Below are 26,351 nucleotides of genomic sequence, written 5' to 3' on the forward strand. Positions count from 1 at the left end.
TCGCCCCTGGAATCGGAATTGTCGCCACTGCCCTTGCTGTCAAACAGATCCAGATTGGTCATGAAAACAAAATGCGAGCCACGGGTGCGCCCGGTTTGAAGCCAGAGTCGGTCAGATTGCGCACTCGTTCAATCAACTGGTTGTAAATACCCTCAATCGCCTGCGTACTCAAGGTTCTACCCGAGTCATCCATCAACGGTGCGCCAAACTTTTCATTCATGCCATGACACACAGTAACAATATCTCCCAAGGCTTTGATGGGTTCCGCTGAATTTGGTACGTCAATACTGAAACTCAGCAGACGTTTACCGGGTGCGTTGTGAATCACCATGCTGGCCAAAGTACCCGACTCATCGCTGAGAAACCATTGATGACCTTTTTGTACCCACCCCGCCACTGCAAGCATGTCCACAGCGGTACTTTCCTGCACGGTCTCCGGTAACAGGCAATGTAGACCCAACAGCGTATCCAGGGCAGCAGCAGCTTGGTCTAGCGTTTCGGCTTTGGCCACGACCTCTTTCATTTCGGGGAATTCAATGTCTGCATTCTGGTCTTCGGCAAATCGCTTGAATTTTCCAAGCACTTCAGAAAACTCGATCGAACTCAGCGGCCCCTTGCGATTGGCAATTTGCACGCTGGCCTTCAAGGATTTCGCTGTGCCGCTATAGGGGCTGGCCTTAAACCAGAGTATTTCAGCGCTTTCCGCGGTGTCGGGGCTTGCAGAATAAATAATGCGCTTGCGATTGATTTGCTCCAGGCCGTCGACTAGCGTTTTCCAGGTATTGGCATCTTTCTCTTCGTCAAAACGGATGATGAAATCTGCAAACAAACGTTTGTCGATCGTCATTTGTGGTTCATTTTGCAAATGACTGTCATTTTGGGGCGCATCAAAATTCGCCTCTAAACTTGATTCATCAAATTCAGTGGAAGGGGCAAAGTCTTGCGAGCCCGAGAATCCGGGTTCTGTACGCTCAAATCCGGACTTGACTGAACCTGTATTCAACAGCGGGTCCTGGTCCGTTTCGCCAAACCGTTCGCTGGCCTGTTTGCGCAGTCGATAATCTTGCCACCAGTTGTAAGCGATCATGGCAGCAATGCCGCCACCGCCAACAATCAGCAGGGTAAGTTGTAGGTCGTTCATACGGTTTCCGTTGCCATTTTTTCTGCAGCCGCCAAATCAACGGCAACAATGCGGGAAACACCTTTCTCCTGCATCGTGACGCCGATCAGCTGCTGTGCCATTTCCATGGCGATTTTATTGTGGGAAATGAACAAAAACTGGGTTTGTTCAGACATTTGTTTGACCAGGCGCGTAAAGCGCTCGGTGTTTGCGTCGTCCAGCGGCGCATCGACTTCGTCGAGCAAGCAGAACGGTGCAGGATTCAATTCGAAGATCGCGAAAACAAGCGCTGTTGCAGTCAGTGCCTTCTCTCCACCCGACAACAAATGAATGGTGCCGTTTTTCTTGCCCGGCGGTTGAGCAAATACCTGTACCCCAGCATCCAGAATTTCGTCGCCAGTCATGACCAAGCGTGCTTCTCCACCACCAAACAACTTGGGAAACAGGCGCGAGAAATGTCCGTTAACCACACCGAAAGTTTCAGAAAGAAGGTCGCGTGTTTCTTTGTCAATTTTGCGGATTGCATCCTCAAGGGTTTCCATGGCTTCGATCAGGTCGCCAGCCTGTTGGTCAAGGAATGATTTTCTTTCTGTTGCTGCAGCCAGTTCATCCAGTGCCGCCAAATTCACGGCCCCCAACTCTTGCATGCCGTTGGTAAGGCGCGTGACCTCCGCCTGAAGCACAGACGCTTTGGGAGGCACCTCCATGGCAACGAATTGCTGGCCCAATTCGTTTACATCGGCTTGCACTTCATCCATCAAGTTTTTGTACTGTTCAATCGTGAGTTCGGCAGCCTGGATTTTCAAGGCAAGGTCTTGAACCGCATCCCGCAAGGGATCTGCCTGTTTGTCACTTTCTTTTTCTGCTCGTTCAAGCTCTGAAACCTTTGCCATAATCTGTTCGAGCGCATCGCGAGAAACTGCTACTCTTTCTTCTGCGATGACCCGTTCTTCGAGCGCAGCCTGCAAAGCCTCTTGACCTTCGGTTTCAGAAAGCCCTTCAAGTTCCGCCAGTGCAAGTTGTTTGCGTTGCTGAATTTGCTGAATTTGACTGTTGGCAAATGCAAGGTCGCGTTCACATTCTTTCTGGCGCGATTCCTGATTGCGAATATTGAATTCGGCATCCTGCTTTCTACGCAATGCATTTTGAACTTGCGCCTGTTTGTCACGCAGTGCCTGCTCCGCTTGCGTCACTTTGTCTTTCTGACTTTCCAGTGCATCGCTGGCCACCGCAAGCTGCTCGTCCAGTTCGGCGTATTTGTCTTCGGATTCAAGCAAAATGGCCCGCTGTTCTTCCAGTTCACTTTGCAGCAAAGCGAGATCCAAACCAATTTGCTCCCGGCGGCTGTCTGCCCTGCTTTGCTGTTCTTGCAAGCGAATCAGCTGAACCTGGGCTTCATGTAATCGCTTGGTCAAACTTTCAACCAAATTACGCGCTTGCACCACATTGGCTTTCATTTCGCCGGTACGCAATTGCAATTGATCACGCTTGGCCATGGATTCATTTTTCAACATGTCGAGCGCACGCACCTCAGTGCGCAAGGCTTCAATTTGCTGCTGGCGCTCAAGCCGACCACTTTGGGCATTGTCGGCTGCGTAAAAAGATACCCCAGTTGCGCTCACGCAATGTCCCTGTGGCGTAAAGATTCGCTGGCCTGGTTTCAGGCTTTTTCTTTTTGCCAATGCAGCTTGCAAATCGGGGGCCAGAAGGTAACCAGCCAACGATTGAATCAAGGATTGCTGAATGGCCGAATCTGAACTGCGCACCAAACTGGCCAGGTCTTCCGGGCCAACCGATAGATTGGTACCGGCGCTGTTACCCGATGATTCAATAAAGGCAACACGCGCTGGTGGCGGCTGTTTGGCGAATCCTTCAACCATGTCCAGCGTTCGTACCTGAAAACTGTCCAGCGATTCCCGCAATGCCGACTCCAGCGCTCGTTCCCAGCCACGCTCCACCTGTAGTTTGCCGAGCAACCGAGGGGTGTCACTCAGGCCGCTGCTTTCTACCCAAGGCTTCAACTCGGCGCTTTCTGCAAGTTGTTCATTTAATTTTTCAAGTGCCTGCAATTGCGCTTGCGCGTTGGCGTGTTTGTCGCGCTCGGCATTGAATGCGGCTTGCACATGGTCAAGCTCGGAACTACCTGCCGCCAACCTGCTTTCAACGTCTGCAAGGTTGTTGGTGGCCACGCCAAGCTCGTGTTCAAGCGACTGAACTCTGGCTTGCACTTCATCCAACTCATGCACAGACGGGGCAGCAATTTGCTGCTTTTCGCTTTCAAGCCTGTCCAGCTTCACTTGAATGGTGTTTTCTGCCCGGCTGGCTGATTCTTGTTGAGAAGACACTTGACTCAGCGCCTGCTGAATCTGCATCACGCCTGCCCGTTTTTGATCAACCGCAGATCGCGCTGCCTGCAAGGCCAACTCCACAGGCTCAACTGCCAGTTCAGCTTCCTCAAGCGCGATGATTCTCTCTTCCAGTTCGGCTTGCTGTTCCTCAGAAGAACCACTGATTTCTTCCAGTCGGGCCTTGGCATCTTCCTCGCGAACAGCCCAATTCTGAATTTCAAGTTCAAGCTCGGCCACACGGGCACCCAAGCGGGCACGCGATTCTGCCATCACGCGCAAATCCGCTTCCAGGCGACTGACCTGTCGGTTGGCTTCTATCCATTGGGTTTGCTCGTTTTCAAGTTGCTGCTGTGCATCTACTTGTTTTTCACGCACGGCGAACAGCTCGGTTTGAGTGCTGATCGATTTGCTTTGAATGGCCTCAAGATCGGCTTTGGCACGCTCTAGCTTGGCTTGGCCGGTGTTTTTCTGTTCCAGCGCCTCAGAGTACCGAATGTACCAAAGCAAACGCTGCTTGGTATTCTTGGCCTCTTCAAGTTCCTTGAACTGGCGGGCCACGGTGGCCTGCTGTTCCAGTCGCTCAATTTGGCTGGTCAATTCGCGAAGAATGTCTTCGATTCGGGTCAGGTTGTCGCGGGTATCGGCCAGGCGATTGCCTGTTTCGCGGCGACGTTCCTTGTATTTGGATACCCCCGCAGCTTCTTCCAGGAAAATTCGCAGTTCTTCCGGGCGAGCCTCAATAATTCGGGCAATCATACCCTGCCCAATGATGGCGTAAGCGCGTGGCCCCAAGCCCGTACCCAGGAAAATGTCCTGAACATCACGGCGACGAACCGCCTGCTGATTGATGTAGTAGGTTGAGGCGCCATCTCGTGTCAGGACGCGCTTCACTGAAATTTCCGAGTACTGGTTCCAGCTTCCGCCCGCGCGGCCTTCGGCATTGTCGAATACCAGTTCCACGCTGGCGCGTGAGGCTGCCTTTCGGTTAGTCGAGCCGTTAAAGATCACGTCTTGCATCGACTCACCCCGCAACTCGGAAGCCTTGGATTCGCCCAAAACCCAACGCACCGCATCGATGATATTGGATTTGCCACAGCCGTTCGGCCCTACTACGCCAACCAGATTACTGGGCACGGCAAAGGACGTCGGTTCAACAAATGACTTAAAGCCAGCTAAACGAATGTGAGTTAATCGCACGATGAAGTGGAAATGAGACCAATAGAACGAATAAAAACTTCAACCCACGGGAACATGAAAACCCGCTGACCTTATAATAGCAAAGCCTTTGAGCTTTACGCCGGGCCCTCGCCCTTAGTTGGCAGGATGATTGAGTTGTTTAACGCCACACTGGCCAAAGGCCCCAACAGGCGCAAGAGGCCCACGAGAGAATTATGAGTAACAAACCCAGCCGTGATTTACAGACTTTCCCGAACCCAAACCCGGATCGGCCTTATCACGTTCACATCGAAGTGCCTGAATTCACTTGCCTTTGTCCGTTGACAGGTCAGCCCGATTTCGCCACTTTGGTGATCGACTACCTGCCCAACCAGAAGAATGTTGAGCTGAAAAGCCTGAAAATGTACATGTGGAGCTATCGCGAAGAAGGTGCATTCCACGAAGCAGTCACCAACAAGATTCTGGACGATCTGGTGGCCGCAACCGACCCCCGTTACATGAAACTGACCGCAAAATGGTACGTTAGGGGCGGCGTGTACACCACCGTGGTGGCTGAACACCGCCATGCCAGCTTTCAGCCTTTGCCGAAAGTTGAACTGGACTCCATTTCAACCATGAACCCGACTCGCGGCTAAATGCGAGGGGCTGGAAGCGCACGCGTAGTAGCGCTTGGCTCAACACGATTGGTTAAACAGCAATTCCGGTGAACTCCTTGAAAAACCTCGACAAACTTCAGCCTTATCCATTTGAACGCCTTCGGGCATTGTTCGCGGGCAGCCAGCACACAGGTGGCCTGGCCCACGTCAATCTGTCCATTGGTGAGCCCAAGCACCCTACGCCTGCGCTGATCAAGCAGGCATTGGTCGACAATCTGGACGGCTTGTCGGTTTACCCGGGCACGCAAGGTTTGCCGGTGTTGAGAAAAGCAATTTCTGACTGGATACTGCGGCGATTTGATGCCTTGGTAGACCCTGAAACTCAGGTTTTGCCGATTTTAGGCTCGCGTGAGGCGTTATTTTCTTTTGCTCAGGTTGTTTTGGACGGGTGTGAAGTCGACACCCATGTCGTTTTTCCAAACCCCTTCTATCAAATTTACGAAGGAGCCACATTTCTTGGTGGCGCAAGCCCAGTCTTCGTCAACATCGATCCCGCAACAGGTTTATCGGACTTTCATGCACTCAGCCCCGACATACTGGCCAAGACAAAGCTGATGTACGTGTGTTCCCCGAACAACCCTACAGGTGCGGTCTATTCACTTGAGGATTGGCAAAAGCTGTTTGATTTGGCTGACGAGTACAACATTGTCATCGCCTCGGACGAGTGTTATTCAGAAATTTACCTTGATGGCACCGCAGCTCCTATCGGCGGGCTTGAAGCAGCAAGCCGGCTTGGCCGATCGGATTACAACAACTTGATTGTGTTCTCCAGCCTCTCCAAGCGCTCAAACGCACCGGGGTTACGTTCGGGCTATGTGGCAGGCGATGCAGATCTGATCAAGGCATTTCTTCGTTACCGCACCTACCACGGCTCGGCCATGTCGACCACCATTCAAATGGCCAGCGTGGCGGCCTGGAACGATGAAGAACACGTCGCCGAGAATCGTCGCCTGTATACCGACAAGTTCAAAGCGTTCAGCGCTATTCTTGAGGGCAAGCTTGATCTACACATTCCACCTGCCGGCTTTTACTTTTGGGCCGATGTGGGACAAAGCGACACAGCTTTCGCCAAAAGGCTGTTCGAGCAAGCGCATGTTACCCTGTTGCCCGGAAGCTTTTTGGGTCGCGAGGTGAATGGATTTAACCCCGGCAGCAACCATGTGCGGATTGCACTGGTGGCCAGCCTGGCCGAATGCAATGAAGCCGCCAATCGAATCGCACAACAAATTTAAAAACAATCTCTGACACAGGAAATCACCATGACAACAAACCATCAATCCATTATCGAAGCCGCTTGGGAAAACCGTGCAGACATTTCTCCATCCTCAGCGCCAGCCGATGTTCGTGCTGCTGTTGGCGACGTACTGGAAAAACTGAATACCGGTGAGTTGCGTGTTTGCTCCAAAGAAAGTGGCGAGTGGGTTACCCACCAGTGGATCAAAAAGCCGTGCTGCTTTCTTTCCGCCTGGAAGACACAAGCCCATGGCTGCCGGTGGCTTCACACAGTTTATGACAGTACCACGAAGTTTGTCGATACACCGAGAGACTTCAGAAAGCGGCTCCGTGTAGTGCCCCTGCAGTGCTCGCCGCGGCAGTTTATTGCAAAAATGTGGTGCTGATGCCCAGCTACGTCAATATTGGCGCCTATGTGACGAAGGCACGATGTCGACACTTGGGCGACTGTGGGTTCATGTGCACAAATCGGTAAAAACGTACACTGAGTGGCGGCGTGGGTATTGGCGGCGTGTTGGAACCCCTGCAGGCCAACCCAACCATCATTGAAGACAACTGCTTCATTGGCGCACGTTCTGAAGTTGTAGAAGGCGTGATTGTGGAAGAAAACTCTGTGATTTCAATGGGCGTTTACATCGGCCAGAGTACAAAAATTTACAACCGCGAAACAGGTGAAGTGACCTACGGCCGAATTCCAGCCGGCTCGGTTGTGGTCAGCGGTTCACTGCCAAGTGCCTGTGGCAAGTACAGCCTGTACTGCGCAGTCATTGTGAAGCGCGTCGACGCAAAAACACGTGCCAAAACCGGCATCAACGAATTGCTGCGCAACGCAGAATAAGGGAGAAACCAACAGGATGACAGCCAAGGTATACGGAATTCCGAATTGCGACAGCGTGAAAAAGGCCATCGCTTCACTGAAAAACAATGACGTTGAAATTGTTTTTCACGATTTCAAGAAGCACGGTGTGCCCGCTCAGTTACTTGACGAATGGATCGGTACTTTCGGGTTGGAAAAAGTCATCAACAGGAGAGGCACCACTTGGCGTGGTCTGGATGAAAGCCTGCAAGGCAAAGCCCAGTCACCCGAGGGTGCCAAAGCCCTTCTATTGGAATACCCCAGCATCATCAAACGCCCGGTCGTCGAATTAAACGGCGTACTCACCATCGGGCAAACCGATTTCAGCAAAGGCAATTCATGAATCAGGATCACACCGCACATATCGCCGTAGACCCCAAAGAACTGCATACAGTTCGCGACTGGGTGCGGTTTTATGTCAGTGAAATGCGCCGTGGCCAGGTATTTTTTGGTCACGGGTCGAGCAATGCATTTGATGAAGCGGTTTACATGGTGCAGTCTGCGCTCAGTTTGCCAGTTGGTGATGTGGGACCATTCTGGGATGCACGAGTCACCGCGCACGAGACCAATCGATTGATCCGTTTTATTACGCAGCGTGTGGTTGACCGCAAGCCTGCCAGTTACATCACTGGCGAAGCCTGGTTGCAAGGGCACGCCTTCAAGGTCGATGAAAGGGTCATTATTCCGCGCTCTTTCATCGCCGAATTATTGGCCGACCAGTTAACGCCATGGGTAAATGCCCCTGAAATGCCATTCGAGATTCTGGACATGTGCACAGGCTCAGGCTGCCTTGCGATTCTGGCTGCATACGTGTTTGAAAATGCGCAGGTTGATGCAGTTGATTTATCGACTGAGGCCTTGAGTATTGCTCGTGAAAACATTCAACTCCACGACATGAAGCAGCGTGTTCATGCCATTGAATCCGATTTGTTTTCGAATCTGAATGGCAAACAATACGATTTCATTTTGACCAATCCGCCTTATGTGAATGAGGCTTCCATGAAAAAGCTGCCCCCGGAGTACCTGCACGAGCCGCGGATGGCTTTGGCCGGTGGTGACAGTGGCATGGACTTGATTCAGGACATTCTTGAGCAGGCTCCCAAACACCTGAAAGACGGCGGTTTTCTGGTGGTTGAACTTGGCAATGAAAAACTGCATTTCGAAGCCGCTTTTCCGCATTTAAATCCCATTTGGCTTGAAACCTCGGCAGGTGACGAACAAGTGTTTTTGCTTAACAAAGAAGACTTGGTCTAAACCCATTCAATGATTCAAATTAACAACCTCAGCATTGCGCGGGGCAGCAAGCCCATTCTAACCAATGCTGAGCTCACGCTGTTTCCCGGTGAAAAGGTCGGCCTGATTGGCCACAATGGCGCTGGTAAATCCAGTTTTCTAAGCGCACTTCTTGGCGAACTTCACATTGACCAAGGCAGTATTGACTTACCCAAGGTGTGGCGCCTTTCCTGGATTGACCAAGAGGTTACAGCCAATCATCTCAGCGTGATTGATTTCGCGCTGGAAGGCGACCGCGCTCTGCACGAGGTTCGCCAAAAAATTCAAGCAGTTGAAGAAAGTGGCGACATGGAACAACTGGGCCACTTGTACGAAGAACTGGAAAACCTGGACGGCTACACCGCAGAAGCACGAGTGGCCACCATTCTTCACGGCCTGGGTTTTAAAACTGAAGACCTGCAACGAAAGGTGGGCGAGTTTTCCGGTGGCTGGAAAATGCGTTTGAACCTGGCCAAAGTATTGGGCTCCAGGGCCGACCTGATCTTGTTGGATGAACCCACCAACCACTTGGATATTGAAGCTGTGGTGTGGCTCGAGCAGTGGATCAAACAGGTTAACAGCACGGTTATTCTGGTTTCTCACGATCGGGATTTTCTCGACGAGGTATGTACTCACACTGTGCACTTGAACAATGAAAAACTGACCAAGTACACAGGCGGATACTCAGCGTTTGAACGTGCGTTTGCAGAGCGTGCAGACCAAGTCAGCCAGGCCAACAAAAAAGCCGCTGGCGAAATGGAGAAACTGCAAAAATTTGTAGATCGCTTCAAGGCCAAGGCCAGCAAGGCGAAGCAGGCACAAAGCCGGGTTAAACGTCTTGAAAAAATCAAGCTGATTGAAACTTTGCAAGTGGAACCCCATGTGGCAATTCCGTTCATGGAGCCCCACAAAAGCCCCGATCCATTGGTGGTACTGAACCGCAGCGATTGCGGCTATGAAGGCGCCGCCCCCATTCTAAAAAGCATCAGTCTGGAGCTTCGCCCAGGTGATCGCATCGGGCTGCTCGGGGCCAATGGCAATGGCAAAACCACCTTGGTTAAAACCTTGGTGGGAGAACTCAACATGTTGGGAGGTGACCGGGTGGAGGGTAAAGGGCTGGTGTATGGCTACTTCGCGCAAGACCAGATTGAGTCGCTCGACATGAACGCCACGCCTTTGCAGCACATGTCCCGCCTGGAGCGACAAATTTCTGAACAAAAGGCACGAGAATTCCTAGCGCGCTATCATTTTCGAGATGACAAAGTTCGCCAATTGGTTGGCAGTTTTTCAGGCGGGGAAAAGTCGCGCCTGGCCTTGGCTCTTTTGGCCTACAAACGCCCCAACCTGCTCTTGCTTGATGAACCCACCAACCACCTGGACATTGCCACTCGCCAGGCCTTGGCAAGCAGCCTGCTGGAATTTGAGGGGGCCTTGGTCATGGTTTCCCACGATCGGCATTTGCTGGAATCAATCACTGATCGCTTCTGGCGCGTGCACCAAGGTGCAGTGACCGAATTTGATGGCGACCTGGATGACTATGCAGAGCTGTTGCGCAAAGAAACCAGTGCAGAAAACCGCAATGCAAAACAGGGCAATTCAAACAACAAACCCGTTGTGGTAGTGGCTGCACCTGTAGACAGGCAGGCAGTGAACCAGCGGATCAAACAACTGGGTAATCAGGTTAAAAAGCTTGAGAAGCAAATTGAGACCGACCAGCCGAGACTGGCCAGGCTTGATGAATCCCTGGCGCAATGCGATTACAGCAAAGCCGACGATTCTAGAAAAGCAGCAGAGCTTCACAATGAACGTCACTTGATTGCCACTCGCCTTGAGATCGCCGAAAATGAACTGCTTGAATTGATGCTTGAGATTGAGCAATTGGAGGAGTCTTCGGGCGTTGCCTGACTAGCCATGTGATCGCTAATCGAGAATGCCCTCTTCGCTTAAGAATTCACGCCATGCATTCGAATCGAAACAAAGTGCGGGGCTAACAACCTGGGTGTGCAAGTTCACCAGGTTCTCTCGAAGTAGCTGGCGCTTCTGGGCGCCCGCGATTTCGCACATTTTGGCTCTCACATGACTTTTGACGACATCGGGCACGCATAGTGTCGGCTTGAGTTCTATCTCATGCAGCTGATCGCCTAGTACCTGTTCCAGCAATTCCTGCGAAGACTGTGGCGGGGTAAGCTGGTCTTGTTTGGCATCCTGAAAAGCCAATTCAATCAATCCAATTTGACTTCTCAACAACAAAGCATCAAGCGTTCTGTGCAGTTCAAGTGATCTGTTTCTTGATTCCACCAAACCCAGATAGGACACTGGCAGATTCCAGCTTGGAATGTCTGCCCGATTAATCAATTCAAGACTGATTTTTAGAGACGATCGATAAGCAGGATTCATTGAACCCGATGTCATGGTGTGAGCAGATGAATTCAATTCATCATCAAAGTCCTGCTCATCATTGCCAATTAATGACTCCAAAACCCGGTGACTACCGACTGACACCGATGCGGGTTCAGAGGAAAACGCGATCACATGTTCACGACTCATGGCGGCTACATCCTGAGGCTCTGGACATGTGGTTTGTTCACTGTCGTAACCTTGAGGATTAAGCGATGACTGAATGGCTGCTTTGCGAACGGAATATCGTCGGTAAAGAAATAAAGCAATCATTAGTAAAGCTGATATTGCCAATGACACCGGCAGCATGAATTCTTGAATTGCGTTGTAACTGTCTGTTTTTGAGGTGTATTCATCCAAACCAAGCCCACCAGACACATCGGTGGTTTGCCTTCGACTCTCGATGAGACCAGCGCCAAACAAATCTGGATTGAGTGAGGCCACCTTCAGCACTGGATTGTCGCCTTCCTCAATATTTTCCGCCGTTGTTAAAATATTCGTGCTTGTTTCATCCTCTATTGGCTTCGGCTTTGCTGCATTTCGCTCGTCTTGACTCAACCACGCTGGTTTTGTGTCAAACCGTGGTTTTGGTGGTTTACGGGAGCTGGCCAACAGAGAAGAGGTTTCGGGGTCAAACGCAGATGCTATGCCGACATGGCCTGAAATGACCGCTCCGCTTCGCTCGGCCACGCCCTGTTTCATGATGAGCGTCCACTTGGTGTTGAACACAATTAATGGGCACTCTGACACCAACTCCATTTCAATCACAGCATCGTTGACCGGTGAAACAGATCGGAACTCTATCACCCCCCCACGACGTATCGTGGGGTCAAAGTTAACCAATACTTCCCGTGAAACGGCGCCTTCAAAGCCGCCTGGCATGCTTTCCAGCGTATTTATCCGAGCCCTTAAACATGTAGATCGCAATTGAGATTCAACACCTTGTGGGACATTACTCAAAGTACTTTTCAAGTCGAGGATTTGGCCAATTTGCTGGGTTCCGACTGGCGTAGAAATTTCGAGACTAAAAACAGACAGCGGCAAAAGCGTGATCAACGCTCCTAGAACTGAAAGCATCGGCAGGCGAATCATTTGAGCGGCTTTAGTCCAGAAAATCGGCATGTCAACTCTCAGTTCAATTGTTACAGTAAGCGTTAGCATACGCATGCCAACATTGAGTGAGGTATCCTTGAAATGACCTAACACGAACGTGTTAGCCCACTTGTATCACTGGAGAGCTTTGATTGAATACTCCGCAAAATGAACCGATCGAGGTTTACACCTGGACAACCCCCAATGGCTACAAAATTCACATCGCCTGCGAGGAAATGGGACTTTCCTGGAAACCGATTGCAGTGGATATCGGCAAGGGCGATCAATTCAAGCCTGATTTCCTGAAATTCAGTCCCAACAATAAAATACCCGCAATCATCGACCCGAATGGCCCCGACGGAAAACCACTCGCGCTCTTTGAAAGTGGTGCCATTCTGATTTATCTAGCCGAGAAAACAGGCAAGTTTTTCGGTAATAGTCACCGAGAACGCCTCTCAATCATTCAATGGCTAATGTTTCAAATGGGCGGCGTGGGTCCTATGCTGGGGCAGGCCCATCATTTTCGGATTTACGCGCCTGAACCAATTGAATATGCTATCAATCGATACACCAATGAAGCCAAAAGACTTTACGAAGTAATCAACAAACAGCTCAGTGAATATTCTTATATTGCGGGTGATGATTATTCGATTGCAGACATGGCTTTGTATCCTTGGGTTTATCGTTGGCAACGCCAGGGGATTGAGCTAAGTGATTATCCTGCAGTGCACAAATGGTATGAGGCGTTAAGTGCCCGTCCAGCCGTCATCAAGGCCTTGAATACAAATCTAGAATGAGTGTTCTTATCAATCCTTAAACTGTTCAGTACACTACGGTCAATTTTATAAAAACAGAAATTTGGGAGACCTCCTTATGGCGAACATCGCCACATTCTTGTTTCAACACGATGACACCCCCAATCGCGTGTTATACCGTCAGTTCATAGACAACGAGTGGGTTGATTTCAAAGCACGGGAAATGATCGACTTTGCACGTTCCTGGCAAGCCTTTTTCCGATCCATGGGTTTGCAGCCCGGCGACAGGGTCGCCATTTGCTTGAAAAACAGTGTGCACTGGGTGGCGTTTGACCAAGGTGCCGTGGCGATGGGCTTGGTGTCAGTGCCGCTTTATGTGGACGACAATGCCAGCAATATCGCGTATTGCATTCAAGATTCGGGTTCGCGTGCCGTGGTGGTTGAAAACGACCGTATCGCCCGTAATCTGTTGAAAGAAAACCTGAAAGACGTTCGCGTGTTGTCGATCAAGTCAGACATCGAAAAAGAAGCCGATGGCGTGGAAAATGCGAACCATGTGCTGAAAAGTCTGGATAAAAAACTGGAGCCTTTTGAACTTCTCGATCTTGAACAAAACACGCTGGCTACAATTTGCTACACCTCGGGCACATCGGGGCGCCCCAAAGGTGTCATGTTGTCGCACAAAAACGTGATTGCCAATGTGGACAGCTGCTTCCAGCTGGACATCGCAAAACCAGAAGACGTGTTTCTGTCCTTCCTGCCCATGTCGCACATGTTCGAGCGCACCGGTGGTTACTACCTGCCCTTGCGTGTAGGTGCAAAAGTCATTTACGCACGTGGTATTAACCAGTTACCCGAAGACCTTGCAACCCAGGCACCCACTGTGCTGTTTGCAGTTCCGCGTATTTTTGAAAAGTTTTACGGCCGTATTCAGGCCTCCGTCAAAGACTCGCGTTTCAAGCGAAAAGCATTCGAAAAACTGGTGGATGTGGGCTGGCGAATGGAACAAGGCAAAGGTGGCATTGTTGATCACTTTCAACTCCCCTTGTTGCGTGCGAAAGTGGCACAACCTATTCTAGAAAGGTTGGGTGGACGCTTGCGTTTGGCCGTGGTGGGTGGTGCTGCACTGGACAGCACCATTGCCAAAGCGTTTATTGCCATGGGACTTCCGATTCTTCACGGCTATGGCATGACAGAAGCCTGCCCGGTAATTTCGGTTAATCGTCCCGAGGGCAATGTGCCTGAATCGGTGGGTCCTGCTTTACCGAATGTGGAGGTCATGCTCGGTGAAAATGACGAATTGCTGGCACGCGGCCCCAATATCATGTTGGGGTATTGGCAAAATGAGGAAGCCACCAAAACTGCGATCGATTCAGACGGTTGGTTGCACACCGGTGATGTGGCTGAAATCAAGGACAAACGAATTTATATTCGAGGTCGAATCAAAGACATCATGGTTTTGTCCAATGGAGAGAAGTTTTCTCCTCAAGACGCAGAAATGGCCATTATTGGTGACGATGTTTTTGAACAAATCGTTTTGATCGGCGAGGGGCGCCCATTTATCGGCATGATTGCTGTGACTGCCAACTCCAATGAAAAAGAGTTGATTAAACGCGCCAATGAGCGTTTGCAGCACCTGCCACGCTATATTCGCGTGCGCCGCATTATCACCACCAAAGAACCTTGGACGGTAGACAATGGTCTTTTGACACCCACCCTCAAGGTAAAACGCGTGAAGGTAATTGAAGCTTTCAAGGATCGAATTAATGATCTTTATGCGGAGGGGATGGGGGATTAATTTAATTTGCCCAACCTCGTGATGAATGAAAAAAGCCCACTTTCAAGTGGGCTTTTTTTACTCCGCGGGCAGATCATCGTGATCGTAGTTATCGGATCCGATTCGGGCCAAAAAGTCGGCTGCCCTGTCGGGTGGGGGGCAGGTTGACCGCAACCCATCAATGTAGGAGAACAAATCCTCAGAAATGTTTTGCCACATCGGGTCTAGCACCACATCAACACCTTCGTGGCGCAACAGTTCTGCTGCACTTGAAAAAGCGCCATCTCCAGTCAATAACACCACCTGTTGAACCTGACGTTTGTAAGCCAAGGTTGCAAGATCTACACCCATTCTCAATTCAATCCCCTTGGGGTGCGAATCGGGTGTGAAATCCTCATCAGCCAGATCATCTACAGTAATCCTTTTGCCCAGCAAATCGGCCAGGGCATCCTCATTCAATTTCCAGGTGTCCGCCTCACGTGCCTCACCTAGTTTGACTGCCAATTTCCGCTTTCTTTGCAATTGCCGCTGAAACGCGACCCGAAATTGCCCCTCTTTTGATTTGGACAAATCTATTTGTTGCCTGGACACCGGCAGGGTTACGCGCTGCGTGAATACAGGTGTGTCGTAGAAAAAAATTCGGAACAAATGGCGCTTCGGTTGATTGCGTTCAAACAAATGAGCAGCAGACAAGCGCCACACCAGATCAGCCATGACTTTTGCATCATGGTGTACCGAACTAGGGAAAATTTGGCGAATTCTGCGAATGAAGAACGGACCATCCACGAGGATAGCTGTAAGCATATAAGCCTTTGATAAATATATAAATAATCAAACTGCCAAATTTATTTCGGCATTAAGAAATAATTGTCCACAAATATATTACCACCGAATATCCGTCAAAAATAGCGATGGCAGCACCCATTAAGAGGGAGAAACTCGCACAGCAAAATCAGCAATACACATACAATCAATAAGTATTGTACTTACAACCACTTATTGCCCCTACAGCCCGATGGTGCGGAGGATGAATTGAGCAAAAATCTGGACAGTGGCTTAAACGAGACCGCGAGAAAGCAAGACAAATACTGGCTATACATTTTGTCGAACAGCAAGCCCAACGGCCCGCTTTATCTGGGGGACACCAACTGTCTGCTTACCCGCATGGACGAGCACATTCAGGGGCTTCGCCGAGACTATGCACACTACCATCGCCTCGATCGTCTTGTTTACTTCGAAGTTTGGACTGACCACGACAAATTTGTGGCCCGACTTCGCCGCGTACGGAACTGGCCACGCGATATGCGCTTGTTGTTGATTGAATCCTTGAATCCCGATTGGGACAATTTGTTACCCCAATTTTTAAACGAATATTCAGTTAAAAGAGTGGGAGAACCCTCGAAAGATCAAGAAAAAGCAGCGTAAGCAAATTATTTGAAAAATTGGTATTCCAATTTCAGGTTTCAGCGTTAACAATAATTGAACCTTTCCTTGCAAATCACAGACAAAACAACAGGACGTTCAATTGTTGATTGTTCGTAAAGTCAAGGGAAATTGGTTAGAGCCTCGGTATGAATCTGAAAAACTCCGAGCCCAGTACCAATAACGTTGCAGCATGTTTTTCAGGAGTTCACCATGAGTTCGATTGCAGAGCGTTTGACTCGGTCTTATTGCCTGTTCCACTGGTTACAGGTTAAGCCTATTCCGGATCAAATTCGATCGAGCATAGCCTATAGTACGCTTGAGCAAGAACTCCTGGCACTTAAAGTAAAACCTGAAGATCTGGCTGCAGTTGGTTCAGACGTCACTGATAACTTTGAAGAGTCCAGATTGGCATTTATGGTTCGTTATAGTGGGTTGACTTGGTCGACCTGCTCTATTTTCTGTGACGCCATTGAAAATAACAGTTGGCTTCAGAATGGGACTCCCCTACTGGTTCAATTCAACGGGGTGGATGCCAGCGGTCAGGTTGGCCTGCCAAAAGTGGCTTTGGGCGACTTCATGTTCCTCAAACCAAGCAATGTCTGGATTGACAACAACCGGGTTGTCTCATTCACGGTTCGTTGGAATAAACACGAAACCCGCCGCATGGAGCGATTTATTCGCCTTGCATCTGCTCGCCACGGCCTTGAAGCCACGGTCAGCAACATCACCCAAAGCGAGAAGTTTATAGCCGCCATCAAAGCCACCGTTGGCGCGCAGTAAGTTGCTCATTCAGTGACCGACCACATCAAGTTTTGATTAAAAAGGCACCTTAGGGTGCCTTTTTAGTTGATAAAGTATCGCCATGCAAAAATCCAAACCTGCCGCCACGGCTTTGTACGATCTGATTACCGGCGATGAAGATGCACGTGTTTGTAAGGACATTCCTGATGAGTCCTGCAAACACCAACCTGTCAATTTTTTTCTTCACTTGCTAAGTAACTTTTTCACCAAACTGGCCGATGAGATAGCCAGTGCACGCCTGGTTTTTCCGTGGGTGCTTGGTCTATTGGGGGCACCATTGCTGCTGGTGTCTTTGGCAGTACCTATCCGCGAGTCAGGCGTGTTGCTCCCCCAGTTGTTTATCGCCGCAAAAATAAGAGCGAAGGCCTTAAGAAAATATGTTTGGATGCTCGGGGGTTTGCTCAGCGGTTTTTCGCTTTGGGCATGCGCATTTACCTTGTTTTTAGATTTGTCAGCGGAAAGTGCAAGCTGGCTGGTGTTCAGTGCCCTGATAGTTTTCAGCTTTTCACGGGGTATATGCTCCGTTGCGGCAAAAGACGTACTTGGAAAAACCGTGTCGAAGTCAAGGCGTGGCACGTTGATGGGGTTGGCGACCAGCGTTTCAGGCCTGTTTACCCTGCTGTTGGGGCTTAATCTGGGTTTCTACAATCAAATCAAGAACAATGAACTGATCTTGGCCAGTCTCTTTGGTATTGCCGGGCTGTGTTGGATAGTTGCCTCCTTGGCCATTTGGGCTATTCGGGAAGAGCCCGGCGCAACTGAAGGCGGCGGTAATGCAGGCATAGAGGCCTTGAAATCCCTGCGCTTGCTGAAAGAAGACAAACCTTTCCGCAATTTTGTGATTGTTCGTACCCTGCTGTTGAGTGTGTCGCTGGGTGCGCCCATTTTGATCATCATTGCCCAGAATACATTGGGCAACGCCGCGTTGATCGGCCTGTTTTTAATTGTTTCCGGGCTGGCCAATACGGTATCGGGTTATGTGTGGGGGCGTTTGGCCGATTATTCAAGCCGCACTTTGATGGCAATCGCCAGTGGAGTCAATGCCTTGGTTGGGGTAGTCGTATTGCTGATGTTGCAATTGAAAATTGAATTTAATGCCTTGTTGCTGTTTGTTACTGCTTATTTCCTGACCTCCGTGTGCCTGGCCGGCGTACGGTTGGGTAGAAAAACCTTGCTGGTGGACATGGCCACTGCCGAAACCCGTTCAGCCTATGTAGCGGTCAGCAACACATCGATCGGATTCCTGATTTTGATTGTAGGTGCGGTGGTAAGTCTGATTGCCGGGCAAAATACACAGGGCATGTTGTGGGCTTTCAGCGGCTTATCAGCAGTTGCTTGCGCACTGTGCCCCCTGCTTCTACCGGCACAGCGCGCTTAAAACCGTTCTTAAACCACCAACATCAAGGTTTGAGCACGGTTTTTCCACCCATGTAGGGCTGCAGCGCCTCAGGCACTTTTACAGAACCATCAGCTTGCTGGTAATTCTCAAGCACCGCCACCAAGGTGCGCCCAACTGCCAAGCCTGAGCCATTCAATGTGTGTACGAATTCGGACTTGCCAGCCTCGTTTTTAAAGCGGGCTTTCATGCGGCGTGCCTGAAAAGTTTCGCAATTCGAGCAAGAGGAAATTTCACGGTAGGTGTTCTGAGCAGGCAACCACACTTCAATGTCGTGCGTGCGGGTCGACCCAAAACCCATGTCGCCAGTGCACAGAACGATGACCCGGTAGGGCAAACCCAGTTTTTGCAGAATGTTTTCTGCATGCTGGGTCATTTCATCCAGCGCTGCGTAGGAGTTCTCAGGGTTTTCAATGCGCACCATTTCAACCTTGTCGAATTGGTGCTGGCGGATCAGGCCACGGGTGTCACGGCCATAGCTGCCGGCCTCGGAACGGAAACAGGGTGAATGCGCCGTCATTTTGATGGGCAGATCGCTTGCTTTCAAAATTTGATCGGCCACCAGATTGGTCAAAGTCACTTCGGCGGTTGGAATCAGGTACAAAGGCTCTGAAGTGCCCTCTTCTCCACCCTTCTTCACCGAAAATAGATCATCCGCAAACTTTGGAAGCTGACCAGTGCCCTTTAGCGTTTCGCCACGCACAATATACGGCGTGTAGTGTTCGGTGTAGCCATGCTGTTCGGTGTGGGTATCAAGCATGAACTGCGCCAAAGCACGGTGTAGCTTGGCAATTTGCCCCTTCAGTACAGCAAAACGTGAACCTGACAAATTGGCGGCAGTCTCGAAATCGAGTCCAAGCTTCTCGCCTAGATCCACATGGTCTTTGACTTCAAAGTCGAACTGGGCAGGCGTCCCCCATCGGCGCAATTCAATATTGTCTTCTTCCGATTTACCTGCAGGTACCGACTCATGCGGCAAATTGGGAATGTTCAATAAAAATGCGTTGACCTCTTCTTGCAAGGCCGCCAAATCTGTCTCGTTGCGCTTCAATTCATCGCCCAGACCGGCCACTTCAGCCATGACCGCCGACACATCTTCACCTTTGGCTTTTAACTGCCCAATCTGCTTGGACATGCTGTTTCGCTTGGCCTGCAATTCTTCAGTGCTGGTTTGCAGCTGCTTGCGTTTGCCTTCCAGCGCGTTGAATTGCTCGATGTCGAGGCTATAGCCACGTTGAGCCAGTCGTTCTGCCACATTGGTCAGGTCTTTGCGAAGCAATTGAATGTCTAGCATGAAAATTTCTCGAAATGCGGTTGGTGTGAATAGCGGTGATGGTACTAAAACTTCAAGCCCGGTGTGGGCCGATGTGGGCGCTTCTTACTTTTTTTGGCGGGCATCCGCGTTGCGTTGGGCGAGCCAATTCAACTTTTCAGCAATTTTACTCTCCAGCCCCCGGTCTGTCGGCTCATAAAACTTTGGTACTTGCATGCCTTCGGGCCAATAGTTTTCTCCAGCAGCATGCCCTGCTTCCTCGTCGTGTGCATAGCGATAAGCACTGCCATGCCCCAGTTCCTTCATCAACTTGGTGGGTGCATTGCGTAGGTGCATGGGCACCGGCATGGTACTGCTTTGCTTCACATGCGCCATGGCTTGTTTGTAGGCGTTGTAACCGGCATTGCTTTTTGCAGCAATGGCCAGGTATAGCACGCATTGGGCCAAAGCCAATTCACCCTCTGGGCTACCCAGCCGTTCATAGGTCTGCGCCGCTTCATTCGCGATAGTAAAAGCGCGGGGATCGGCCAGGCCAATGTCTTCCCAAGCCATGCGCACAATTCGGCGGGCCATGTAGCGCGGGTCTGCCCCGCCATCCAGCATGCGGCAGAACCAGTAAAGCGCTGCATCGGGGTCGGAACCGCGCACCGATTTGTGAAGAGCTGAGATTTGATCGTAAAAAGCATCGCCCCCTTTGTCGAAACGACGAATCTGTGAGGGTGCAATTTGCTTTAAGGCTGGCAAATCGAGCTTGTTCAAGCCCTGTGCTTTGGTTTGAAGCAGTGTAATTTCCACCAAATTCAGAAAACGGCGAGCGTCTCCGTCGGCGTAACTGCACAGTGCCTCGAATGCATCGTTGTCTACAGCAATTTCGGTGCCCAATTCAGCCTGTGCCCGTTTCAGTAAATGCGTGAAATCGTTTGAATTCAAGCTGTTCAGCACATAAACCTGCGAGCGCGACAGCAAGGCTGAATTCACTTCAAAAGAAGGGTTTTCAGTGGTGGCGCCAATAAAGGTCACCAGCCCCGATTCCACAAACGGCAGCAAGGCATCTTGCTGCGATTTGTTGAAGCGGTGAATTTCATCGATGAACAAAATGGTGGACTTGCCAGCCCGGGCGTACTCACTGGCTTGGTCGATTGCAGCGCGAATTTCCTTCACGCCCGAAAGCACCGCGGACAATGCAATAAACTGCGCTTTTGCCGCACCTGCCAACAAGCGTGCCAAGGTGGTTTTACCCACCCCGGGTGGGCCCCACAATATCAGGGAGTGAACATGCTGTTGTTCGAACAGCAAGGTAAGAGGTTTACCCGCACCCAACAAGTGGGTTTGCCCCACCACCTCGGCCAAGGTGCTTGGCCGAATGCGCTCGGCGAGCGGCACTGAACCCGCAACCCCGCCCTGATTCACAGGTGAGGCAGGTTTATCAGTGCTGTCGCCAAACAGATCGGGGGTCATTGCGTTTTGATAAGGTCCACACCGGCTGGGGCTTTGAAGTCAAAAAAACCGGCAGGCCTTTGTTTGGAAAAATCCCAATTGCTTAATTCAAGTTGGGTAACTTGCCCCAAGGCATCGTGAATTTCAAGGTTCACAGGCAAGCCGTCTTTCCAGCCAATACGCGCATAGTCAAACAGGCTGTCTTTGTCCTTGGGGCGAATGACCAACCACTCCTTGCCGTCTTTCATGCCTTCATCTTTCAGATTAAACAGTTTGTCGACGTCTTTGCTACCAAACAACAAAGCCACTGGTGTTGAATCCATCGCATTACCGATCGGTTTCTGTGTGGCATGACCCATGTCTTCGTCGTAAGAAACCACGCTGCTACCGTTGGACAACAGCAGCAAGGGATAAGGTTTCTTGATTTCCCAGCGGAATTTTCCCGGCCGTGAAAAAGTAAATTCGCCGGTGCCACGTTGCTTCACCGCGCCGCTGGGAGAAATAACAACCTGAGAAAACTGCCCTTCTGCGAAACCCCGGTTTTTGACAAAGTTGTTCAAGGCATCCTGGGCAGAGGCCCAAGCCGAACCCACTGCACCCGTGCTGATCAGTAGTGCCATCAAGGATTGTGAAAAAAACTTGTGAATTCGCATCTTTATGTACTTCCTGTGAGTTGCCCTACCCCGAATAACGCGCGCACACGCGAGGGGTAAACAGGCTTTACCAAACTTGATGATTCATCCAGGCGCGACGCGCTTAGTCATCATCCTGGCCAGCTTCTGCGCGCGCCAAAATCTCGCGGTTGCCGTTGGACTGCATGGCTGACACTAGTCCAGCCTGTTCCATGCTTTCAAGCAGACGTGCCGCGCGGTTATAACCAATCCGCAAATGGCGCTGAACGAATGAAATGGATGCCCTTCGATGCTTCAGAACGATGCCCACGGCTTGATCATACAAGGCGTCTTTTTCACCATCAAAACTGCCGGCGGTCGCATCCATGCTGGCGTTACCACCTTCTTCCGTGGTGCCACCCTCCAGAATGCCTTCAATATAATTGGGCTCGCCGCCCTTCTCTTTGAGGTATTCAACCACGCGGTGCACTTCTTCATCAGATACAAAGGCACCATGAACACGCTGTGGAACGCCCGAACCTGGTGGCAGGTACAACATATCACCCTGCCCCAAAAGCGCTTCAGCGCCCATTTGGTCGAGAATGGTACGTGAATCGATTTTCGATGAAACTTGAAACGCGATTCGGGTTGGAATATTGGCTTTGATCAAGCCGGTAATTACATCAACCGAGGGCCGTTGCGTGGCCAAAATCAGATGAATACCTGCAGCGCGGGCTTTTTGGGCCAAACGTGCAATCAGTTCTTCAATTTTCTTGCCCACAACCATCATCAGGTCGGCGAGCTCGTCAATCACAATCACCAGCATCGGCAAGGTGTCCAATGGCTCTGGCGCATCGGGCGTCAGGCTGAACGGGTTTGGAATGCTGGTGCCGTTTTTCTTCGCCTCGGCAATTTTAACGTTGTAGCCTGCCAGGTTACGCACACCCATTTTGCTCATCAGTCGGTAGCGCTTTTCCATTTCACCCACAGCCCAATTCAGGGCGTTGGCGGCTTGGCGCATGTCGGTGACCACCGGGCACAGCAGGTGTGGAATCCCTTCGTAAACGCTCATTTCAAGCATTTTTGGATCAATCAGAATCAAGCGCACATCTTCGGCACCGCTTTTGTAGAGCAGCGACAGGATCATGGCGTTAATACCCACCGATTTACCGGAACCTGTAGTACCTGCCACCAACAGGTGTGGCATCTTGGCCAAATCGGCCACCACCGGCTTGCCTGCAATGTCTTTACCCAAAGCCATGGTCACTGGCGATTTGTTGGTGCTGTACACCTGTGAACCCAAAATTTCAGTCAGTTTCACCACCTGGCGCCGCGGGTTTGGCAATTCCAGCCCCATCAGGTTCTTGCCATAAATGGTTTCAACCACGCGAATGGACACCAAGCTCAGTGCGCGGGCCAGATCTTTGGCCAGGTTGACAACCTGCGATCCCTTCACACCGGCTGCGGGCTCCACTTCAAAGCGCGTAATCACCGGGCCGGGCTGTGCCGCCATCACCTGTACTTGCACGCCAAAGTCACTTAACTTCTTCTCAATCAGTCGGGAGGTGTATTCCAGGGTATCGGCAGAAACCGTCTCAATGGCCGCAGGCGCATCGTCGAGCAAACCCAGGGGCGGCAACTCGGTCTCGGTCAGCTCAGCAAACAAGGGCTGTTGCTTTTCTTTAATGGCTTGTACTGACGGTTCGACTGGCACTGCCACTGGTTCGATGCGAATGGGTTTGTGTTCTTCAAACTTTTCGCGTTTTTGTTCTACTTTTTCCACGCGGGCCAAAGCGACTTTTTTGCCTTCTTTGCGGTCAAAGTAAGCAGTAACCAGCTCTTTGGTTTTGAATACCAAACCTTCAAGAAAGCCGCCTACGCGTTCGGCCATGACTGCCCAACTCAAGCCCAGCAAACCGCTAAGGCCTGCTGCTGTGCACAGCAGCAGCAACATGACTGCGCCCGATAGGCCCAGCAACTGCTGAAAAATGCTTGAAATGGTTTGCCCAACAACACCACCAGCACCCGCGGGCAAGCCCTCGCCTTTGAAGATAGACAAAGACTCAAGCCCCATTAGCCCCACCCACAACGCGATAAAGCCGATTGGCCGAACCCACGCAATCCACTTGGGCAAAGGCTCGCTGAAGCCTGGCAGCTCAATGGCATCGACCATTTTTCTGGCACGCCACAACATGAAGAAAGACAAGCCCAGTAAAGCGTAGGCGGAATAACCCGCGATGAAGAACAACAAATCAGACAGATGGGCCCCCACGGCCCCGCCAAAATTGCTGACAACGTTGCTGCCTGATTCGTGAGAAAAGCTGTCGTCGCTGCTGCTGTGCGACACCAGAATCAGAAACAGGTAGATGGAAAAAACAAGCAGGCACAGCCAGCGGATTTCCAGCAACAACTTGCTGATCCGAAGGGTGCCTGTATTTTGTGTGGTCCTGGAATTCACTGTAATAAGAGTAGCCCGCAATGCAGCATATAATTGAAGTCTGTATTCTGACAAAGTTCGAGAGAAATATCTTGAACAGACACCATTTGAAGCACAAAAGAGGTAGCAATGACCAGTTCTAACACGCCACGCCACGCCAAAGTACTGATTTTGGGGTCTGGCCCCGCCGGATACACTGCTGCAGTGTACGCCGCCCGCGCCAATTTGAACCCTGTTTTGATCACTGGCATGGCCCAGGGCGGCCAACTAATGACGATCCCAGATGTGGACAATGGGCCCGCGACGCAGAAGGCGTGCAAGGCCCCGACTGATGAGCCGCTTCCTGGCCCATGCCGAGCGTTTCAATACTGAAATCATTTTCGACCACATTCACACGGTTGAACTGCAACAACGTCCATTCACGCTAAAAGGTGACTCGGGCGTGTACACCTGCGATGCCTTGATTATTGCAACCGGTGCCAGTGCCATGTACTTGGGGCTACCTTCTGAGGAAGAGTTTGCCGGCAAAGGCGTATCGGCCTGTGCCACTTGCGATGGTTTTTTCTACCGCAACCAGGAAGTTTGCGTGGTGGGTGGTGGCAATACCGCCGTTGAGGAAGCGCTGTACCTGAGTAATATCGCCAAGAAGGTCACCGTGATTCACCGACGCGACAAATTCAAGGCCGAGGCCATTTTGATCGACAAGATGATGGACAAGGTAAAAGAGGGAAAAATCGAACTGAAAACCGATTTCACACTCGATGAAGTGCTGGGCAATGAAATGGGCGTGAATGGTGCTCGCATTAAATCCACAAAAACCGGCGAAACCCAGGACTTGGCGCTTCAAGGAGTGTTTATTGCAATTGGCCACAAACCCAACACCGACATCTTCGAAGGTCAGATCGAGATGAAGAACGGCTACATCACGACCCGCAGTGGCTTGAACGGCTTGGCCACCATGACCACCATTGAGGGCGTTTTTGCCGCAGGCGACGTACAAGACCATGTGTATCGCCAAGCGATTACCAGTGCCGGCACCGGCTGCATGGCAGCACTGGACGCACAGCGCTGGCTTGAGGCTCAGGAAGGCTAAATTCCTCCCTTCTTTCTTCGGTAGAAATGGATTGAAAAAGCTGACCTCCATGGCCGATCTTGAAGGCGTCAGGCGCTCGCTCAAAGAGCAGCGCCTGGAAGCTGAGCGTCAAGAGAAAATGAAGGCAGCTGAACTCAAGAAACTGCAAGACGAAGCGAATCTATTCAAAAAACTGGTTCGCGATGTCACCCCGCTTTCCAACACCAACCTTAAAATTCACGAACTGGAAAAACCGGCCCCAATTGCCCGGCAACGTGAGCTCGATGACGAAGCGGTACTGTGGGAAAGTATTTCCGACGAAATGGATGTTGAGCGGTTTCTGGAAACGGACGACAAACTCTCGTATCGGCGCAATGGTGTTGGCATAGAGGCCTTGAAAAAACTTCGGAAAGGGCAATGGGTTATACGGGCCCAAATAGACTTGCATGGGTTGCGCTCGGATGAAGCACGCACTGCCGTGGGTGAGTTTCTGCGGTCCAGTGTAAAACATGACATTCGTTGTGTCAGAATCATTCACGGCAAGGGCTTGGGTTCGATTGGCAAAGAACCCGTGCTGAAAGAAAAAGTAAAACGCTGGCTGGTGCAAAAAGACGAGGTTCTCGCTTTTTGCCAGGCTCCACCGCGTGACGGCGGCGCCGGCGCCTTGCTGGTCATACTCAAAGCCCGACAATAACAAGACACACCACGGAGACAGCACACATGAAAGCGGCCAGTAACCCCATTGAATGGCAACAGGGTTTTGCCAAATCCAGCACCACTGGCCTGAATATGGCCTGGGAAAGCGCAGGGCCCACTGACGGCGAGACTATTTTTATGGTGGCCGGTCTGGGCTGTCAACTCACCATGTGGAATGATGAGTTTTGCGCACCTTTGCTGCAGCGAGGCTATCGGCTGGTTCGGTTTGACAACCGCGACATTGGTTTGACTGATCAACACCCGACCAGCATGAAAGTGAATGTGCCAGCCACTTTCATTCGCAACAAACTGGGCCTGCCAACGCCGACCAATTACAAGCTAGATACCATGGCCAACGATGCAATTGGCCTGATTGATGCACTTGAATTGAAGCGCCCTCACCTGCTCGGTATTTCAATGGGCGGCATGATCTCGCAAATTGTGGCTGCCAAGGCGCCCGAGAAAATCGGAAAACTGGTCACTTTGATGTCGAGCACCAACAACCCGAAGCTGCCAATGCC

At 50.9% G+C, this 26,351-nt stretch carries 20 protein-coding genes and 2 pseudogenes; 14 read left to right on the forward strand and 8 right to left on the reverse strand.

What is annotated here, in order from left to right; all coding sequences use genetic code 11:
* Positions 1-58: 58 nt before the first annotated feature.
* A complete protein-coding gene (locus LMED105_RS14155; protein ID WP_008252572.1) occupies positions 59-1,141 on the reverse strand; it encodes a hypothetical protein in 1,083 nt (360 codons plus the stop codon).
* A complete protein-coding gene (smc, locus tag LMED105_RS14160) occupies positions 1,138-4,665 on the reverse strand; it encodes a chromosome segregation protein SMC (RefSeq protein ID WP_040513618.1) in 3,528 nt (1,175 codons plus the stop codon). The genes LMED105_RS14155 and smc overlap by 4 nt, the downstream gene beginning before the upstream one ends.
* A 194-nt stretch (positions 4,666-4,859) precedes the next feature.
* On the opposite strand from smc, the gene queF reads away from it, so the two are divergent.
* From queF to LMED105_RS14190, 6 genes and pseudogenes are all read left to right on the forward strand, one after another.
* The gene (gene queF / locus LMED105_RS14165; protein ID WP_040513619.1) at positions 4,860-5,279 is read left to right on the forward strand and encodes a preQ(1) synthase; all 420 of its coding nucleotides are present in this window, start codon (positions 4,860-4,862) and stop codon (positions 5,277-5,279) included.
* A 68-nt stretch (positions 5,280-5,347) separates the two neighbouring features.
* A complete protein-coding gene (gene dapC / locus LMED105_RS14170; RefSeq protein ID WP_008252576.1) occupies positions 5,348-6,532 on the forward strand; it encodes a succinyldiaminopimelate transaminase in 1,185 nt (394 codons plus the stop codon).
* Positions 6,533-6,559: 27 nt separating this feature from the next.
* Positions 6,560-7,371 (forward strand): annotated as a pseudogene (gene dapD / locus LMED105_RS14175) (2,3,4,5-tetrahydropyridine-2,6-dicarboxylate N-succinyltransferase).
* A gap of 16 nt (positions 7,372-7,387) precedes the next feature.
* A complete protein-coding gene (locus tag LMED105_RS14180) occupies positions 7,388-7,732 on the forward strand; it encodes an ArsC/Spx/MgsR family protein (protein ID WP_008252583.1) in 345 nt (114 codons plus the stop codon).
* Positions 7,729-8,643 carry a 50S ribosomal protein L3 N(5)-glutamine methyltransferase gene (gene prmB, locus LMED105_RS14185; protein WP_008252585.1) on the forward strand — a complete coding sequence of 305 codons (915 nt, stop codon included), beginning with the start codon at positions 7,729-7,731 and terminating at the stop codon, positions 8,641-8,643. Before LMED105_RS14180 ends, prmB begins: the two co-directional genes overlap by 4 nt.
* Positions 8,644-8,652: 9 nt before the next feature.
* Positions 8,653-10,566, forward strand: a complete 1,914-nt coding sequence (locus LMED105_RS14190) for an ABC-F family ATP-binding cassette domain-containing protein (RefSeq protein WP_008252587.1) — start codon at positions 8,653-8,655, stop codon at positions 10,564-10,566.
* Positions 10,567-10,581: 15 nt separating this feature from the next.
* On the opposite strand, the gene LMED105_RS14195 is transcribed toward LMED105_RS14190, so the two are convergent.
* Entirely contained in the window at positions 10,582-12,180 is a 1,599-nt protein-coding gene (locus LMED105_RS14195; RefSeq protein WP_156799710.1) for a hypothetical protein, read from the reverse strand.
* A 122-nt stretch (positions 12,181-12,302) separates the two neighbouring features.
* On the opposite strand from LMED105_RS14195, the gene LMED105_RS14200 reads away from it, so the two are divergent.
* Together LMED105_RS14200 and LMED105_RS14205 are read left to right on the forward strand one after the other, a co-directional pair.
* Entirely contained in the window at positions 12,303-12,947 is a 645-nt protein-coding gene (locus LMED105_RS14200) for a glutathione binding-like protein (protein WP_008252591.1), read from the forward strand.
* Positions 12,948-13,023: 76 nt separating this feature from the next.
* Positions 13,024-14,703: a long-chain fatty acid--CoA ligase gene (locus LMED105_RS14205; protein WP_008252593.1), complete on the forward strand. Its 1,680-nt coding sequence runs from the start codon at positions 13,024-13,026 to the stop codon at positions 14,701-14,703.
* 57 nt (positions 14,704-14,760) lie between these two features.
* Here the strand turns inward: LMED105_RS14205 and LMED105_RS14210 are convergent, their stop codons facing one another.
* Complete coding sequence (locus LMED105_RS14210; RefSeq protein ID WP_083797220.1) at positions 14,761-15,486, reverse strand: NYN domain-containing protein; 726 nt, start codon at positions 15,484-15,486, stop codon at positions 14,761-14,763.
* A 228-nt stretch (positions 15,487-15,714) separates the two neighbouring features.
* On the opposite strand from LMED105_RS14210, the gene LMED105_RS16535 reads away from it, so the two are divergent.
* The 3 genes from LMED105_RS16535 (at position 15,715) to LMED105_RS14225 (ending at position 18,286) form a co-directional block, all read left to right on the forward strand.
* Positions 15,715-16,107: a GIY-YIG nuclease family protein gene (locus LMED105_RS16535; RefSeq protein WP_198006865.1), complete on the forward strand. Its 393-nt coding sequence runs from the start codon at positions 15,715-15,717 to the stop codon at positions 16,105-16,107.
* A gap of 210 nt (positions 16,108-16,317) precedes the next feature.
* Entirely contained in the window at positions 16,318-16,887 is a 570-nt protein-coding gene (locus tag LMED105_RS16850; RefSeq protein ID WP_156799712.1) for a hypothetical protein, read from the forward strand.
* 82 nt (positions 16,888-16,969) lie between these two features.
* Entirely contained in the window at positions 16,970-18,286 is a 1,317-nt protein-coding gene (locus tag LMED105_RS14225) for an MFS transporter (protein WP_008252601.1), read from the forward strand.
* A 22-nt stretch (positions 18,287-18,308) separates the two neighbouring features.
* Here LMED105_RS14225 and serS read toward each other — a convergent pair whose 3' ends face one another.
* The 4 genes from serS to LMED105_RS14245 all read right to left on the reverse strand — a co-directional run bounded on the left by serS (position 18,309) and on the right by LMED105_RS14245 (position 24,083).
* On the reverse strand, positions 18,309-19,598 hold the full coding sequence (gene serS / locus LMED105_RS14230) for a serine--tRNA ligase (RefSeq protein ID WP_008252602.1): 1,290 nt from the start codon (positions 19,596-19,598) through the stop codon (positions 18,309-18,311).
* Positions 19,599-19,682: 84 nt separating this feature from the next.
* On the reverse strand, positions 19,683-21,035 hold the full coding sequence (locus LMED105_RS14235) for a replication-associated recombination protein A (protein WP_008252604.1): 1,353 nt from the start codon (positions 21,033-21,035) through the stop codon (positions 19,683-19,685).
* Complete coding sequence (gene lolA / locus LMED105_RS14240) at positions 21,032-21,634, reverse strand: outer membrane lipoprotein chaperone LolA (RefSeq protein ID WP_198006866.1); 603 nt, start codon at positions 21,632-21,634, stop codon at positions 21,032-21,034. Before lolA ends, LMED105_RS14235 begins: the two co-directional genes overlap by 4 nt.
* A 136-nt stretch (positions 21,635-21,770) precedes the next feature.
* Positions 21,771-24,083, reverse strand: coding sequence for a DNA translocase FtsK (locus LMED105_RS14245; RefSeq protein WP_008252607.1), 2,313 nt, complete (start codon positions 24,081-24,083; stop codon positions 21,771-21,773).
* 108 nt (positions 24,084-24,191) lie between these two features.
* On the opposite strand from LMED105_RS14245, the pseudogene trxB reads away from it, so the two are divergent.
* The 3 genes and pseudogenes from trxB to LMED105_RS14260 all read left to right on the forward strand — a co-directional run.
* Positions 24,192-25,155 (forward strand): annotated as a pseudogene (gene trxB, locus LMED105_RS14250) (thioredoxin-disulfide reductase).
* Positions 25,156-25,186: 31 nt separating this feature from the next.
* The gene (locus tag LMED105_RS14255) at positions 25,187-25,828 is read left to right on the forward strand and encodes a Smr/MutS family protein (protein WP_008252614.1); all 642 of its coding nucleotides are present in this window, start codon (positions 25,187-25,189) and stop codon (positions 25,826-25,828) included.
* Positions 25,829-25,854: 26 nt separating this feature from the next.
* The coding region (locus LMED105_RS14260) for an alpha/beta fold hydrolase (protein WP_008252616.1) at positions 25,855-26,351 on the forward strand (497 nt) is incomplete at its 3' end.

This window comes from Limnobacter sp. MED105, from assembly GCF_000170915.1.
In the GTDB taxonomy this organism is placed as follows: Bacteria; Pseudomonadota; Gammaproteobacteria; order Burkholderiales; family Burkholderiaceae_B; genus Limnobacter.